At 56.2% G+C, this 16,648-nt stretch carries 13 protein-coding genes and 1 pseudogene; 10 read left to right on the top strand and 4 right to left on the bottom strand.

Annotated features, from left to right (window positions below):
- Positions 1 to 8 precede the first annotated feature (8 nt).
- The 7 genes and pseudogenes from ACP7B1_RS09860 to ACP7B1_RS09830 form a co-directional block, all read left to right on the top strand.
- Entirely contained in the window at positions 9 to 1,328 is a 1,320-nt protein-coding gene (locus ACP7B1_RS09860) for an MFS transporter (protein ID WP_346306602.1), read from the top strand.
- A 162-nt stretch (positions 1,329 to 1,490) separates the two neighbouring features.
- A complete protein-coding gene (locus tag ACP7B1_RS09855; RefSeq protein ID WP_346306603.1) occupies positions 1,491 to 2,309 on the top strand; it encodes a sulfurtransferase/chromate resistance protein in 819 nt (272 codons plus the stop codon).
- Position 2,310: 1 nt separating this feature from the next.
- Entirely contained in the window at positions 2,311 to 3,720 is a 1,410-nt protein-coding gene (gene chrA / locus ACP7B1_RS09850; RefSeq protein WP_346306604.1) for a chromate efflux transporter, read from the top strand.
- A 186-nt stretch (positions 3,721 to 3,906) separates the two neighbouring features.
- Positions 3,907 to 5,358 carry an amidohydrolase family protein gene (locus ACP7B1_RS09845; protein WP_346306605.1) on the top strand — a complete coding sequence of 484 codons (1,452 nt, stop codon included), beginning with the start codon at positions 3,907 to 3,909 and terminating at the stop codon, positions 5,356 to 5,358.
- A 302-nt stretch (positions 5,359 to 5,660) separates the two neighbouring features.
- The gene (locus ACP7B1_RS09840) at positions 5,661 to 6,281 is read left to right on the top strand and encodes a 3'-5' exonuclease (protein ID WP_346306606.1); all 621 of its coding nucleotides are present in this window, start codon (positions 5,661 to 5,663) and stop codon (positions 6,279 to 6,281) included.
- A gap of 412 nt (positions 6,282 to 6,693) precedes the next feature.
- Positions 6,694 to 6,966, top strand: a complete 273-nt coding sequence (locus ACP7B1_RS09835; protein WP_346306607.1) for an usg protein — start codon at positions 6,694 to 6,696, stop codon at positions 6,964 to 6,966.
- A 22-nt stretch (positions 6,967 to 6,988) separates the two neighbouring features.
- A pseudogene (locus ACP7B1_RS09830) lies at positions 6,989 to 7,417 on the top strand (substrate binding domain-containing protein); the annotation flags it as partial.
- A 71-nt stretch (positions 7,418 to 7,488) separates the two neighbouring features.
- Here ACP7B1_RS09830 and ACP7B1_RS09825 read toward each other — a convergent pair.
- Positions 7,489 to 9,066 (bottom strand): arylsulfatase, encoded by a 1,578-nt coding sequence (locus ACP7B1_RS09825; protein WP_346306613.1) that lies wholly within the window; start codon positions 9,064 to 9,066, stop codon positions 7,489 to 7,491.
- A 703-nt stretch (positions 9,067 to 9,769) separates the two neighbouring features.
- Between ACP7B1_RS09825 and ACP7B1_RS09820 the strand changes: the two genes are divergently transcribed.
- A complete protein-coding gene (locus tag ACP7B1_RS09820) occupies positions 9,770 to 11,242 on the top strand; it encodes a DUF1254 domain-containing protein (RefSeq protein ID WP_426136933.1) in 1,473 nt (490 codons plus the stop codon).
- Positions 11,239 to 12,756, top strand: coding sequence for a DUF1254 domain-containing protein (locus ACP7B1_RS09815; protein WP_426136898.1), 1,518 nt, complete (start codon positions 11,239 to 11,241; stop codon positions 12,754 to 12,756). The genes ACP7B1_RS09820 and ACP7B1_RS09815 overlap by 4 nt, the downstream gene beginning before the upstream one ends.
- A 203-nt stretch (positions 12,757 to 12,959) precedes the next feature.
- On the opposite strand, the gene ACP7B1_RS09810 is transcribed toward ACP7B1_RS09815, so the two are convergent.
- From ACP7B1_RS09810 to ACP7B1_RS09800, 3 genes are all read right to left on the bottom strand, one after another.
- Positions 12,960 to 13,322: a ribbon-helix-helix domain-containing protein gene (locus ACP7B1_RS09810; RefSeq protein ID WP_346306610.1), complete on the bottom strand. Its 363-nt coding sequence runs from the start codon at positions 13,320 to 13,322 to the stop codon at positions 12,960 to 12,962.
- Between the two features lie 26 nt (positions 13,323 to 13,348).
- Complete coding sequence (locus ACP7B1_RS09805) at positions 13,349 to 13,906, bottom strand: DJ-1/PfpI family protein (RefSeq protein WP_346306611.1); 558 nt, start codon at positions 13,904 to 13,906, stop codon at positions 13,349 to 13,351.
- Between the two features lie 342 nt (positions 13,907 to 14,248).
- A complete protein-coding gene (locus ACP7B1_RS09800; protein WP_346306612.1) occupies positions 14,249 to 14,809 on the bottom strand; it encodes a hypothetical protein in 561 nt (186 codons plus the stop codon).
- A 1,232-nt stretch (positions 14,810 to 16,041) separates the two neighbouring features.
- Here ACP7B1_RS09800 and ACP7B1_RS09795 point away from each other — a divergent pair.
- The coding region (locus ACP7B1_RS09795; protein ID WP_426136897.1) for a DMT family transporter at positions 16,042 to 16,648 on the top strand (607 nt) is incomplete at its 3' end.

Genomic DNA, 16,648 nt, shown 5'->3' with positions numbered 1-16,648 from the left:
GATCGACGATGCTTTTCGTTCTCTATAACCGGACATACCGCCATTTGTTTGCGGCACAGGTCATTGCCCTTATCGGTACGGGGCTGGCGACAGTTGCCCTCGGACTGCTCGCTTATGACCTTGCTGGAAAAGACGCGGGCGCCGTTCTTGGTACCGCCCTGGCCATCAAGATGATTGCTTATGTAGGTGTTGCGCCGATTGCTGCTGCGTTTGCCGAGCGGTTGCCAAGACGTGCCATGCTTGTCAGTCTTGACCTGGTCCGCGCCGCCGTAGCGATGGCCTTGCCGTTTGTCAGCGAGATTTGGCAGGTCTATGTCCTGATTTTCGTGCTTCAGTCGGCATCGGCCGCCTTCACGCCGACATTTCAGGCAACGATCCCCGATGTTCTGCCTGAAGAGAAGGACTACACACGGGCACTTTCGCTGTCGCGGCTCGCCTATGACATGGAAAGTCTCGTCAGTCCGATGCTGGCGGCGGCGCTTCTGACGGTCATCAGTTTCCATAGCCTGTTTGCCGGCACGGTTATCGGGTTTCTGTTTTCGGCTGCACTTGTTGTCTCCGTCACGCTGCCCAGCCCGAAACCATCTGAACGGCGTGGCATCTATGACCGTACAACACGCGGGATGCGCATTTACATGGCGACACCACGCTTGCGTGGACTGCTTGCCATTAATCTGGGTGTTGCTGCTGCCGGGGCGATGGTCATTGTCAACACGGTTGTCATCATCCAATCCGAGTTTGGCTTGACACAGCGGTCGACTGCACTGGCGCTTGCAGCCTTTGGCGGCGGTTCCATGCTTGCCGCGCTTCTTCTGCCTCGTCTCCTTGAGACAGTTCCGGATCGCAGGGCGATGCTGGCAGGAGTGGTCGTCTTGTTCGCCGGGCTGCTTGCCGGTGTGGCAGTGCCGTCATTTGTGCCACTATTGGTGTTGTGGTTTTTGCTCGGTCTTGGCTACTCGGTTGCGCAGACACCATCGGGCCGCCTGCTCAGACGCTCCGCACACGCCGAGGACAGGCCAGCACTGTTTGCAGCGCAGTTTGCTCTTTCTCACGCCTGCTGGTTGATCACTTATCCCCTGGCAGGATGGCTTGGAGCGGAATTCGGGCTGTCATTCACGTTCGTCGTACTGGCAGGCATCGCCGGCTTCTCTCTCCTGTTAGCCGCCCTGGTTTGGCCCGCAGGCGATCCTGATGTGGTTGAGCACAGTCATGCTGGACTTGCACATGATCATCCGCACTGGGAGGAGGGAACTGGCAGAAGGGGTTTCAAACACGCCCATGCCTTTGTTATAGACCGTTATCATGATGTGTGGCCGCGTGACTTCTGAACTTGCCTCAAAGTGCCTATCCCCGAAACATATGTCCGCTCGGTTATACTTGACATAATTCCGGTTCGTGCCAAATTAATACGCATGGGGATTGCGATCTCCCCACGAGGCGTCAGCCCAAGTATCGCGTCCAATAAACCCGATTTGACGGAAGGACGCGACATGTCTTCGACCACAACTATTACACATGATAAATTGGCACGGCTGATCGGAACACCCGGCAGCCCGGTTCTCATTGACGTGCGGATCGATGAGGACTTTGACCTTGACCCGCGATTGATCCCCGGCGCGCGCCGGCGATCCCACAGGAACGTCAACACCTGGGCAAATGAGCTTGAGGGCAAGCGGTCAATCATCATCTGCCAGCAGGGCAAGAAACTGAGCGAGGGCACCGCTGCCCTGTTGCGATATCATGGTGTCGCTGCGGAAAATCTGGTCGGCGGCCATGAAGCCTGGAGCAATGCCGGGCTTCCTCTCGTTCCCGTGGCAAAACTGCCTGCTCTCGACCCGAAGGGACGGACGGTATGGGTGACACGGGCACGGCCGAAGGTGGACAGGATTGCCTGTCCCTGGCTGATCCGGCGTTTTGTTGATCCAGATGCAGTCTTCCTTTTCGTCACGCCCGCGGAAGTGGAAGCGGTTGCCGACCGGTTCAACGCGGCATCCTTCGACATCGAGGATGTCTTCTGGAGCCATCGCGGCGCGCTGTGCACCTTCGATGTCATGATCGAAGAATTCGGATTGAACGCCGAGCCGCTGTCGCGGCTGGCGGCCATTGTGCGAGGTGCCGATACGGCCCGTCCTGAGCTTGCACCGGAAGCACCGGGGCTGCTGGCAGCATCACTTGGTCTGTCGCGCATGTACTCCGACGATCTGGAGCAGCTTGAAGCCGGCATGATACTCTACGACGCGTTTTACCGATGGTGCCGGGATGCCACCGACGAAACACATAACTGGCCCAACAGAAGGCCGGGAGCGTGAGATGGTCCAGATTGTCGGCGCTGAAAGGGAGGTTGCTTCGGCAACCTCCGGGAACCACGATATTGCCTTTGCTGAAGCTGTCCGTGTCTGGGTGCGCATTGCCGCATTGAGCTTTGGCGGGCCAGCCGGGCAGATAGCGGTGATGCACCGCATCCTTGTCGATGAGAAACGATGGATCGGCGAGGGCCGGTTTCTGCATGCGCTCAATTACTGCATGCTGTTGCCCGGGCCTGAAGCCCATCAGCTTGCCATCTACATCGGATGGCTTCTGCACAAGACCAGGGGCGGCCTTGTCGCAGGCGTTCTATTTGTGCTGCCGGGTTTCCTGTCTATACTTGCCCTAAGCTACATCTATGTCATCTTTGGCACTGTCGGTGTCATTGAGGGATTGTTCTTCGGCCTGAAGGCAGCGGTCCTTGCCGTCGTGTTGCAGGCGGTCGCAAGGATCGGCAGACGAGCGCTCAAGAATAGGGTGATGGTGCTTATTGCGGTCGCGGCGTTCTTGGCAATATTTGCATTCCGTGTGCCGTTCCCGCTCATCATTCTGACCGCTGCAATCATTGGATATTTTGGCGGGCGTGCGGGATCGCCATTGTTCCAGGTGGGGGGCGGACATGGACGTTCAGGTCCCGGACTTGCGGATCGGGATTCCGCCCTTGGCGAGGAGACGCCGGCCCACGCGCGTCCAAACCTTCTCTGGTCGTTGAAGATATCGGCCGCCTTCCTGCTCCTGTGGTTCATCCCTGTTGCTGCCCTTCTCCTGATCCTCGGGCCGGATAATGTGTTCAGCCAGATCGGTATCTTTTTCAGCAAGATGGCGATGGTGACCTTCGGCGGCGCTTATGCGGTGCTGTCCTATGTGGCACAGGAAGCTGTGCAGAATTACGGCTGGCTCAAGCCGGGCGAAATGCTCGACGGCCTTGGCATGGCTGAAACCACGCCGGGGCCTTTAATACAGGTTGTGCAATTTGTCGGTTTCATCGGCGCATTTCGTGATCCGGGTACGCTGTCTCCGCTGACCGCTGCCACACTGGCGTCGATCCTGACGACCTGGGTCACCTTTGTTCCGTGCTTTCTCTGGATATTTCTTGGAGCCCCCTTCATCGAAGGCTTGCGCAACAACAAAGCACTGACGGGAGCCATGTCAGCAATCACGGCGGCAGTTGTTGGTGTGATCATGAATCTGGCAATCTGGTTTGCCCTTCACCTGCTGTTCAGCGAAATCATCCACTGGCAGGCATATGGCATCAATCTGGATGTTCCCGTGGCGCATTCAATCAATGTGCCATCGTTGCTGCTGACGCTTGCTTCCGTCGTTGCCATCTTCCGCTTCAAGCTTGGAATGATCCCGACGCTTTTGATTTCGTCAGCGGCGGGGATTGGGTGGTATTTTGTCATGGGTCATATTTGAGTACTGATAGGAAGATGGAAGACGAAGGTCGGCTTGAATCGCAAAATGGCCGCCTTTCATTCCGCAGAGCAAAGTATTTTGCCACCAGATACTGAAAGGTCTCCTTGTTCGAGGAAGTCAAATCGGTTTAACTGCCTTATCGATCATCGACCGGCTTGAGCCAGGGAACTGGCGGGAGTGTATCGCTTGCTGTTTTGGCTGGGCCAGAAATACCAGCACTTGAGCCATGAAGGCGGCTGCGCCTGCCACAGCCTGCGAGCACAGCAGCTATTTGCACGCGTCGACAAGGGACTGTCGCGCCGCTCCGTTCTGAAAGGTGTCGCGGCGAGCCTTGCCGCTCCTGTGCTTGGAATGGTCAGCCCTGGCTTCGCGCAGAGTCCCGCCAAACCGATCCTGCTCACCAATGTGAATATTTTCGACGGGACAAGCGGAAAACTTGTCGAAGGTCAGGGTGTCCTGGTCGAAGGTAAATTCATCAAGGCCCTGGTCACGTCCGCAGACACGGTTGCCGATGCCGACGTCGTTGACTGCGGCGGACGGACGCTGATGCCGGGCATGATCGACGCGCATTGGCATTCGATCCTGGCGGGCATTTCACAGATTGCGGCAATGACTGCCGATATCCCTTACGTCCACCTTGTCGCCGCACAAGAGGCAGAGCGCACGGTGCTGCGTGGCTTCACCACGGTCCGCGACGTGGGCGGTCCTTCATTCGCCCTGAAACGCGCCATCGATGAGGGGCGCATTGCGGGGCCGCGTATCTATCCTTCCGGCGCCATGATCTCGCAGACGTCCGGACACGGCGACTTTCGCATGCGCACGGATCTGCCGCGAACGGCGCAAAGCGATCTCAGCGTTGCCGAGCAGGCGGGCATTTCGGCTATCGCCGACGGAGAAGCGGAAGTGCTGCGCCGGGTGCGCGAGCAACTCATGCTGGGCGCCAGCCAGATCAAGATCATGGGCGGCGGCGGCGTTGCTTCTGCCTACGACCCGATTGATGCGCTCCAATATACCGAAGCCGAGATGAAGGCAGCAGTGTCTGCGGCGACGGACTGGGGCACCTATGTGTGCATCCACGCTTACACGTCCGCCGCCGTTCAGCGCGCCCTCGCATGCGGCGTCAAATCCATCGAGCACGGCCAGCTTGCCGACGAGGAGACTGTCAGGCGCATTGCAGATGCGGGCGCGTGGTGGAGCATCCAGCCTTTTCTTGCCGATGAAGATGCCAACACCTACGCCTCACCTGAACAGCGCGCGCAGCAGCAGATGATCGCAGACGGAACGGTCCGGGCGATCGAACTGGGACGCAAGCACAACGTACGGATGGCGCTTGGCACCGACATATTGTTCAACCCGAAGGGCACCGCCACGCAGGGCAAGCAGCTCGCCAAGTTCGCCCGGTGGTATGATAACACCGACGTGTTGCGGCTTCTGACCAGCGGCAATGCCGAGCTCGCAGGTCTTTCCGGACCGCGCAATCCCTATCCGGGAAAGCTCGGCCGGATCGAGCCCGGTGCCCATGCCGATATTCTGGTGGTCAACGGCGATCCGCTCAAAGACATCGCCTTGATCGCCGATCCTGAGCGGACGATGCAGCTCATCATGAAGGAGGGGCGCATCCACAAGAATACACTGTAAGCGTGAAGGGGGCTTGAACAGATTTGCCATTGCCATTTTATCAATGTATGGGGCCGTTTCTGGCACATCTCCAACAATGTGACGCTCACCGCAGGCCTTGGCAGGCTACAAAGTGCTTGATATCGTTTGCGAGCGTGGCGGCCATGTCTATGACACGCGGTTGTCCGGGCCAGTTCTGGGCTTGACGTACCGGTTTTAAGACACAGCCAATGCTCACGGCGGCTGCAAGGAGATGAATGGGATGCAGTCAGCCGACGCGACAATCATAGTCAATCACCCGCTTTAACCGGGAAGCGCAAACCATGCAGACTGCCATCATTTTCGATTGCGAGTTTCTTTGCCGCGAAGGGTCCCAGCGTCGATTCTGGTGTGCGGCTGATGATCCTGATCCGGTTATTGCGCAAATCGGGGCGGTGAAACTCGGGCTGGAGGGAGATTTTCCTCTTTTGGATACGTACCGATCTCACGTTCAGCCAGTCGACCGATTTGGCAACAGATATGCACTCGATCCGTTTTTCACCAAGCTGACGGGGATCACCGATGAAACCATGGAAGCGGAGGGCGTACCGTTGCAGGACGCACTGGCAGGCGTCGATCGCTTCTCCAATGGTGCGCGATTCTGGTCGTGGGGGAAGGATGAGCTGAACATGGTTGCCATCAGTTGCTATGTCGCCGGCATTCAGCCACCCATTCCGGCTGGCCGGTTCGATAATGCGGTAAAGCTGCTGATTGCGGCCGGGATGCCAATTGAGGATTTGGCCAAGACGCCCAGCAACAGGCTTGCCGATTACTATCATGTGAAACATCCCCCGCTGCAGGGACACGATGCACTCGACGATGCCCTTTCCGTGGCATACACGCTCCAATATTTGTTGAAATCCGGGAAATTGCAGCCGGACTTTTTCGATCACGGCAAGTCCTGAAAGTCAGCCGCTTGGTGCCCAATCGCATGCGTCAGCTCACGATAGAGACAGGTGGGAGCGCGATCTGTCATGGACGGCCAAGCAATGACCGGATTGGTTGGGCATCACAGACCTGAGCCTGGGTATAGCTGCCACCGAAAGAGCTTTGCCTTGCAGGTAAGCCGTGAATAGCAACAATCTCCCTGATACCCGGCAGGGTGCAGACCTGGCCGCGGCGTGGAGATTTGACGAGTGAATTGCCATTCACCCGGACAGGCACACAGGTGGCATTCTCGAGACATTAGCAGTCACGGTCGATCGCTGCTAATATATTGTATTCTAATGGTTATTATGTGTATTCCATCGATTTTTCATTGAAGTCGGCGAACAAGTGCGGCATCATATCTCCAATGTGAGAACAACGGAGATTGCGATGCACTTTTCGTCAGAAATGGAACGCCAGCTGAAGGGCTACGGTATCACAACTGCTCATATTCTATACCGCATTCCCCATTTTCAATCCGTTCTGCAGACCTATATCTGGCAGGACTACGATCTTGCTCCGGAATTTCCCGAGATGAGGAAATTCCTGGACTTCTGGCAAAGAAAACTGGATGGCCCGCTGCATTCCGTTCGCTACTGCCATCGACGCCTTATTGGCCCCAGTGAATGGCGCCACGTCGATGGTGAGTTCAAGTTGAACTGAGTGACCTGACGGTTTCATTGGCAAAGCGGTCTTGCCCGCCGGTAACCTTCGCGGCCGCTTGCGGTTGCTGTGCCGCTTTCTTTCGGATCGACCCATTTCGCTCCCATCCTTGCGGAAATGGCGTGACGCCACCCCCAGCTCCAAATCCACACCTGCTACGGTGATCGCTTCGTCGATCTCATCACAGAGGGTTATACGGGTTGGCTATCTTCAGGACTCCAACTTGATCGCAAGACGCGTCGGACCGATCCATGGGAAGTTCGTCGCGAGCCCGGACAATATCAAGGTGCATGGACCGCCCGAAACGCCCGAGGAACCCGTTGCGCATGAGGCCCTCATGCAGGGCACCAAAGCCTGGCAGATATTGAATGGCGACAAGATCATCACGGTTGGTCCGCAGGAGCGTTTTAAGGCCGGCAACGGCAATGCTCTGGTCGTCGCCGCCCGCGCGGTGGAGCTGGATCGAGAGCCTCGCATCCAATCCGGCCAAAGGCTTTTCTTTGGCCGGATGCTGCCGCATCGCTATTTTGCGGTGTCGAAACTCCGTTGCAGCTTCTCGACCATTTGATCGATGCTGAAACTCGACGGGCGCTGACTGGGTGGATACTCCTTGAAGGTCGCCAGAAATGCACCGACGATGGGTGGTGCGGCCAGGAAAATTCCCGCGCCGTCCGACATGAGCCAGTCGTAGTAGGTGTTTGACGTGACATCGGCGCGTTCATAGGGGTCGGATCGCAGATTGAATAGTTTTGGGACACGCAGGGGCGTGAATGGCTCGGCCCAGATTCGTAACGTGCCTTCGACGCGCTGTTCCTCGAACACGACCTTCCAGTTCTCGAACCGCAGCGCCACGACCGCGCCATCATCATTGAAATAGATAAACTCCTTGCGCGCCCCGCGTTCCTCTTTGCCCGTGAGGTAGGGGAGCTGGTTATAGCCGTCGAGATGCACCTTGAAGGTTTTGTTTCCGGCCTGATGGCCCTTGAGCAGCTTGTCCTTGATGTCCGGATCGCCCGCCGCTGCCATCAAGGTCGGCAGCCAGTCAAGCCCGCTGATCATCTCATTGGAGACCGAGCCGGGTTTGATCCGCCCCGGCCAGCGGATCATGCAAGGCACGCGGAATGCACCTTCCCAGTTGGTGTTCTTCTCGCTGCGGAACGGCGTCGTCCCGGCATCCGGCCAGGAGTTCTGATGGGGGCCGTTGTCGGTGGTATAGATGACGATGGTGTCGTTGCCGATGCCAAGATCGTCCACTGCCTTGAGAACCTGCCCGATGGTCGCATCGTGCTCGATCATGCCGTCGGCGTATTCCGTTCTCGAATTGAGGCCCGGCTTGTCGCGATGCGATGCGCGCACATGTGTGCGAAAGTGCATGCGCGTTGAGTTGAACCAGCAGAAGAATGGCTGGTCCGCCTTCGCCTTGCGTTGCATGAAATCAATGGCGGCGGCGGACGTCTCGTCGTCAATTGTCTCCATGCGTTTTTTCGTCAGCGGCCCGGTGTCCTCGATCTTGCCATCGGCGGACGCTTTGAGCACGCCACGGGGACCGAACCTTTTGCGGAATTCCGGGTCCTGAGGATAGAAGTGGTTCTCCGGGTCCTCCTCGGCATTAAGGTGGTAAAGATTGCCGAAGAACTCGTCGAAGCCGTGATTGGTCGGCAGATATTCATCTTTATCGCCCAAATGGTTCTTGCCGAACTGCCCGGTGGCATAGCCGAGCGGCTTGAGCAGCTCCGCGAGGGTCGCATCTCTCGCTTGCAAACCCACGCTCGCGCCGGGCAAACCCACCTTTGACAGTCCGGTGCGCAGGGTGCATTGGCCCGTAATGAAGGTCGAACGGCCCGCCGTGCAGCTCTGCTCCGCATAGTAGTCGGTAAACATCATGCCTTCGCGGGCGACCCGATCAATGTTGGGCGTCGAATATCCCATCAAGCCAAATGAATAGGCACTGAGGTTGGTCTGGCCGATATCGTCGCCAAAGATGACGAGAATATTCGGCCTTTTGCCGCCCGGGGTCGCGGGCTGTTGTTGAGCCTGCGCGGTGCCGACTGACGCGCTTGACGTCATCATCGATGCGGCTGCGAGTGCCGTGCCGCCCATGAGAAGGCTGCGGCGACTGAGATTGAGCGGAGAGATGTCAGTCTCGGATGTAGGGGAGGTCTCGTCGATGTCGTCAGCTGCACTCATGGCTCGTTCTCCTTGGTTCAGACCGTTGGCCGGACAAATTGGGAATTCGGCAGCCGGATAGTGATTTACGAGACCCAGGAAACAAGTACGTTACTGTTAATATTACGCGTCTCGCTGCTGTGGCCGCATGATGCAGGCACTGCTGCCCAAAAATGGACGCAGCCCGAGATCCCCGGCGCGATGCTGCCGCGCAAAGCGGCGTGCGATCTGTAGGCCCTCTGGATGGTATAAAATATTGGGGCGATGAACGCTTTCTGCTGTCGCCCTTCAACGTGGCTCGGGCGGAGAGGGCGACCTGTCAACGAAATTTGGAGGCTCGCGTGTCGCGAGCTCAATGCCTCCCGCCGCGAAGGCTCGTCTGGCATTCAATGGGCGACCAGGAAGCCTGACTTGCAACCCTCGCTGGCGGAATGATCGAGTCGAACCGGATCGATTGACGTCATCCTGCCGAGCGCACGGGGTGAAGCAGAACGCTTCGCGTAAATGAGACCAATTTTACCGTAACGTACTTGTCCCCAAATTATGAATGGCGGACGGATGCCGAAGAGCAACAGGAGTCTCCTCAATGTTAACGTTGAAGTATGCCAGGACACTGCCTCTGTCCGCTTTGGCTTTTGTGTTGGCCGCGGCGATGCCCGCAATTGCCGGGAATTCAGCGGCAGGTTCAAATCATTATAGCGAACTGGCGAAACTGCCATTCGTAAAGGGCTATCTATCGAAAGCGGATTCGTCGCGACTTCAGGATGAACTGCTTTTCCAACGCGCCGTCCAAACCTATCTCTGGGCACTTCCCGCTCTCAACATGTATGGCATGAAGGAAGGGTCGGAGAAAAAGTTCGGCAAGGGCTACAATGTGCTGCCGATCTTCAAGCGTCGCCTCGACGCGAAGACGCTGATCACGACGCCCAACTCCGACGTTATCTATGCCTTGGGTTATCTTGACCTCAAGGAGGACGGTCCAATGGTGATCGAAGTGCCGCCGGGATTGCAGGGCATCATCGACGACTTTTTTCAGCGCCCCATTCCGTCAGAAGGTGAGATTGACGGTCGAAAATGGGCCGGCGATGTGGGACTTCCGGGACCGGACAAGGGGAAAGGTGGCAAATATCTGATTTTGCCGCCTGACTATAAGGGAGATGTTCCGGAAGGCTATCTCACCTATCGGTCCGGGACCTACGGTGTCTTCGTGTTCTGGCGCGGGTTCTTCAAGGACCCAAAACAGCTCGATGAACCCGTTAAGGTCATGGAGCAGACGAAAATCTATCCGTTGGGTAAACAGGACAGTGCCAAACCCATGGAGTTCCCCGACGCCTCGGGGGTTGCCGTCAATATGCTCTATCCCCAGGACGGAACCGCTTTCGATATGCTTTCCCGCTTCATCGATCACGAATATGTCGATCGGTCTGACTTTGAGATGCGTGGCATGGCGGCTTCAATCGGTATCGTCAAAGGCAAGACATTCGCTCCTGACGCCAAGACCAGGAAACTCCTTGATGATGCCGCGCGCACGGCATCGCGGATGGGGCACACATTTGCCTATGCGCCGTCGGCAGTCGTCGAGAACAACACCTATTACGGGGATCGCCAGTGGCTGAATCCGTTTCCCGACAATGCAGAATTCGTTGGCGATTCCTTCCGGCAAATCGACGTGCGGACCGGGTTCTTCACCTATGCATATTCGACCAGCCCGGGCATGGCGATCAACATGGAGAATGTGGGTGCAAAATATCCCGCCGCGTACCGTGATGCCAATGGACAATTCCTGTCCGGCGATGCCAGCTACAAACTAACGCTGCCCGCCAATATCCCTGCAAAAATCTTCTGGTCGGTGACGGTCTACGATCCCATAACGGGATCCGGACTCGACAACGGACAACCGTTTCCATCCCTAAACACGATGGATAAACCCGTCACAAATGCGGATGGCTCGACCGATATCTATTTCGGACCCAAGTCCCCGGGTAAGGGGAAAAACTGGATCGCCACCATTCCTGGAAAGGGCTGGTTCACGCTCCTGCGCCTCTACGGCCCAACAAAGGCATTTTTCGACAAGTCGTGGAAGCCTGGCGATATCACCAAGTACAGATGACAACGGACGCACCAAGCAGCTTGATAAGGAACACGAAAATGTATCGAACTTATGGAACGGCCACGATAGGTGCTGCCATTTTTTTGACGGGTGCCGGCCTGGTTCCCGTGGTTGCCGCGTCACCGCTTTCGCCTTCGCCGCGTTGGTCGGCAGCGATGCCCAGCGGTCCGGTCGCTGGAACAAGGATCACCAAAGAATATGCGGCTTCGGTTGCCCGTGACGCTTATTTCTGGGCCTGGCCCTTGGTCAACATGTACAATCGCCGCCTCACATTTACGAAGATAACCGAAACGGTGATCGCCGGAGCGGCACCCATGGCCCCTCTCAACAGGCTGGCTATGCTGACAGACTATATCGAACCGGACGAGCGCCTCGTTGCCTGTCCAAACCAGGATGTCGTTTACGGTGCGGGAATGCTCGCGCTGGATCAATCGCCTGTCGTTGTACAGGTGCCGGACTTTGGAGACCGTTTCTGGGTTTACCAGATCGTTGATCTGAGGACAGACAGCTTTGTTTCGCTCGGCAAAATGTATGGGACAATGCCCGGCTTCTACCTGCTCGTGGGACCGAACTGGCAGGGGGAAGTACCCAAAGGGATCACGAAAGTGTTCCGCGCCTCCACCAACACGGCCAATGTAATCCCACGTGTCTTTCAGGATGACACTCCCGAAGACAAGCGCGCGGTGCAGCAGGTTCTCGGTGAAATAGCTGCCTATCCGCTTTCTGAATTCGACGGCAAGTTCAAGACGAATGATTGGCGTAAAGTACCGAAAATTCCGGCGACGTCTTCGGGGGATGCTGAAACCGAATGGGTCGTTCCGAAGAGCTTCTTTGAAACCTTGCCACTGGCATTGACCGATGCCCCGCCATTGCCCGGCGAAGAGGCGCGCTATGCGCAGGTTCTTGCTGTTGTTGAGGCGGCCAAGACTGATCCGGCGCTTATGGAGGCGATGGTTCAAGCTGCTGCCGAGGCGAACAATCAGTTGGTGAAGCCGCTGTTCGATTTTCACAATTACGGCCTGACGCTGCCGCACAATTGGACGACCACCTCGAACAACGCCGCATTCGGGACCGATTACTTCACCCGTACCGCCGTTGCCAAATCAAACATCTTCGTCAATGCCTCGAATGAAACCAAGTATTTTTACCAGGATTTCGATGAGAAGGGAAAGCGGCTCAACGGAAAAGACAGCTTCACCGTGACCTTCCCGAAGGACGCAACGCCGGCCGTCAATGGCTTCTGGTCGCTCACCCTCTACAACCAACATCATTTCTTCGAGCCCAACGACATCAAGCGATATTCACTGGGTACAAAGAACAAGTCCCTGAAATACAATGCCGACGGTTCGCTGACTGTCTATGTCCAGGCAAAGCCGCCTGCAGATGAACATCGCGACAACTGGCTGCCTGCGCCGCGCGAGGGTGATTTTTCACTCTATATCCGGGCATATTGGCCGAGATCTGAGGTCGTTGATGGGAGCTGGACACCGCCGGCGGTCGTATCGGCGCAATGACGATTGCCTTTTGAGTTGCTTGCCGCCGTTTCAACGGATTATGGGCGGCGCAAGCAAGACGATGGGGTTGGCATTTAAATGCGCGGGGATAGCCTTTCTGCTGGACTGTCGCGGGAGGCTCTTCCTGAATTTGGTCATCGATGCCGAACTGACCATACCAGCCAGGACCGCTATCGTTCCTGTGACTAGGCCCTCAAAGGAGTTCAATTCATGATGGCATTGCGCCGGGCCGTTTCCCGGGCAAGGATTTCCCGGGCGGCGTGGTCAGCGATTGGGATGTTGAGGTCTTGCGAGATTTCGCCAGCGGCGATCAGGGCATGGTAACGCGCACAGCACACGCGCAGGAACGATGTGAAGTTGCCGAGGTCGTGGTCGGCGTCCATCGCCTCATGCCAGAGCCTCGTGATGAGTTGCGCGACGGTCATGCCGTCGCGCTGGCCGATCTCGGCGAGCGTATCCCAGAAATGGTTTTCGATCCGGATCGAGGTGGCGACCCCGTCAATGCGTAGGCTGTGCGTACGGCTCTGCCATTGACTGGCATCGGCCTTGATAAAGAGCTCACACATTGTAAGGGCCTCCCGTCTTCCGGATGTCAGAGGATCGCCAGAAACTGCTTCAGCCACGCCGGATGGGCAGGCCACGCAGGTGCTGTTACCAGATTGCCATCAGTGACGGCCTCTGTCACCGGGATATCGGCAAAGGTGCCGCCTGATGCCGTCACTTCGTACGCGCAGGCAGGATAGGCCGAGCAGGTCCGCCCCTTCAGAACGCCGGCAGCGGCGAGCAATTGCGCACCATGGCAGATGGCGGCAACGGGTTTCCCTGCGTCGAAGAAGTGCTGCACCATCTTGATGACGTCCGGGTTCATGCGCAGATATTCCGGCGCGCGGCCGCCGGGAACGACCAGCGCATCATAATGTGCGGGGTCGACGGCATCGAAATCCGCATTCAGTGCGAAATTGTGGCCGGGTTTTTCCGAATAGGTCTGGTCACCCTCGAAGTCATGGATCGCGGTCTTGACCGTATCGCCGGCCTTCTTGCCGGGGCAAACCGCATCAACGCTGTGGCCAGTTGCAAGCAGCGTCTGGAACGGGACCATGGTTTCATAGTCCTCGGTGAAATCGCCGGTGATCATCAGGATCTTCGCCATCGCATATCCTCCCTTGCTGATGGATGAGGCGGCAAGGATAGGCTGTAAGGGGAGAAGGCAGGTGTTAACCCGATACTACGGAACACTCGGCATGTCCCTCTCGGCCATTACTGTCGGGCCTCACCGGGCCGAACATGCGATTTTGGTCATTTGAAAGAACAGATGGCGCGCTTCCTGCTATTGAATCATGCATCGCCACCAGCGGTACATTTATCGCACTAAATTAAGCAGCAATATGATGCGGCGGTAATCCCTACATGTCCCGGAGTCAGTATTCCTCGCTGTCTGATGTCTTGCCGCATCGGACAATTCGACCATCGTAGTTTCTATGGTTTGAAATCATCACTTGATGAGATGAAAGGTCGCCACATGGACACCCATGCTGGTTCCACGGCCTTCGACCATGATCCGCATGTGCGGATTAAGATTTCGTCTCACGTCGTCTGAATAGCCACAAAGACTGTTCACCATAAATGGCAGACCTTGGAGTTCAATCGGTCTGCTGCACCCCCTGTTGCTGGGAGCGTCCGCTCGGACGACTTCATACGGGAGTTCGATGTGATGACCTGCGACAATGGAGGCAATCATTGGTACGCCGACAGTAATTGGGGTGCTCCCCAAAAAATACCCCATGAAGGGCGCGACCAATATTGCGCCGATCTTTCTCAGCTCTCCTTTGTTGGTGTCGATTTTCTTGATAGCAAATACAAAAACTGCAACAGCCATAATTAGACCGAGGGCAAGCCCATAGGATTTGGTCGTTTCCATCCAATCAGTGGATGGCAAATAATTGGAGCCAAATGTTTGTGCAAACAGGGGCAGGACAGCAAGAAAGACCCAAGTTGTAACAACAAGGGCCGCTATTCCTTTGATCCATCTGACTGTTTTTGTCGCCTCGTTCATCAATCAATACCGTTTCAGTGCCGAAATGCTGCACACACCATGCCGAGATAAATCGCAACGTATGCGACGGAGCCAAACACCAGAACAGTTTTCAGTATGTTTATCCACATATAGAATGCAGACTGACAGTTTAGTCTTGGTATCTAGGGCAATTGTCGTGATGTCGGCAACCGCTGTGATCGCCGCTAATACTTCCTCGTGATGCCATCCGGCGCGGGTCGCTTCGACAACCAATTGAACGAACACTTCTTCGATTGCCGTCGGGCAATCCTCGAAGCGGTCAGGACAGAAGAGTCTTAATGGACGTACCTTCAGTTGACCAACTTTTGATCGGTAGCAAGTTGAGGCTTTTTTTCAGATGCACAGACTTTTCCGTCACCGAGAATGAAATGTTCGCCGTGAGTTCTATAGGCGTCGAGCATGGCGCTTCCTCCGACGCGACGCAAATCAATTGGGATAGAAGTGCTACGCAAAGAACGCATTGATAGCAAGCTGGATTGGATGGGCCATAAACAGCCGTCGTCGTGGACCAAGCCAGATTGGCGGACCATCGGAATTCCAGTCGTATGAAATTCCGCTATCCTTTGTAAAATCCCACTTGTTGCGCAGATAAAACAAATAGTCTCGGCCCGCACGCCAAAGACTGTAAGCGAGACAGGCAGCAATAATCGAAAAACGAAGCATCCTCATGCCACCGCTATAAGATCGTTGTCGGGCAGGGGCCTTTGAAGCTTTGGTGCTTCTTCAGTGAGCGCATTCATCCACACATCCATTTCCTCAGGCGCTCGTAGGATGAGTGATATTGCCTGAAAGCCGGTGTGCATTCGGTATCGGTTGCATATGGCTGCCGCTATGGCTCGTTCACTCATGGCGCTAAATTTGCTTGCTTAACTTCGGCTGCTATATGTTGGAGATCGGCGACGATCCCATCGACTATTTTAAGGAATTCATCGACTTCAAAATTTTGGCTATGGGCATTGTCCTCCCCAATGTTCCATTTCACATTAATGTATCTAAACAAAGGGTCTACCTGCTCATTGAGCTTTACTGTTGTATGGCCTGTAAAATGCTGAACAACCTTCAGCTTCAATGTGGTCAACGGCCGGTCGGTTACATGCAGGGGAAGAAGCCATATTGGGCAACGAGAAATCCAATTTCAAATCTCATTGTTTCCTGACACCAGGATGTCAGCAGCGGGCCTATATTGTTTCTGTTCAATCAAAGGCGGATCGATGAGTGCGGCGGGATATCGACTGGGACTGGTGTTTGTTACGGGTTCTGCGGTGGCTTGGAGCACGGCAGGATTTTTCACACGGCTTATTCAACTGGATAGCTGGACGATGCTGGCGTGGCGCGGCATCTTCGGCGCGATTGCTATTGCATTGGTGATTTTCGCGTTGGAAGGTCGAAAGAGTTGGCTGGCGTTCCGAACGATGGGTTTGCCGGGATGGATGTTCGCGGCCGTATCCGCCATTGGAATGATCTTTTTCATCACGTCGCTCAGGCACACGACCGTCGCCCATGGCGCGGTCATTTACGCCACGGTCCCGTTCGTTGCCGCGGGTTTGAGCTGGCTCGTTCTGAATGAACAACCCACGCGCAGCGCCATCATTGCAAGTTTGTTTGCTCTTGCCGGTGTGGCGCTGATGATGGGGCTAGGCGTGGAAGGCGGACTGTTGGGCGATGTCCTCGCATTTGGAATGACCGTCTGTATGGCCATCATGATGGTTATCGCGCGGCGGTATCGGAATATCCCGATCATGCCGGCCGCCTGTCTGTCGGCTTTGCTCAGTGGATTGGTGTGTTGGCCGCTCGGTGATCCGCTTGCCATTACCAGTC

The sequence above is a fragment of the Phyllobacterium sp. SL163 genome, from assembly GCF_049896885.1.
GTDB lineage: Bacteria > Pseudomonadota > Alphaproteobacteria > Rhizobiales > Rhizobiaceae > Phyllobacterium > Phyllobacterium calauticae.
The sequence above is the reverse complement of the archived record's forward strand: the minus strand, read 5'-3'. Positions and strand labels throughout refer to the sequence as shown.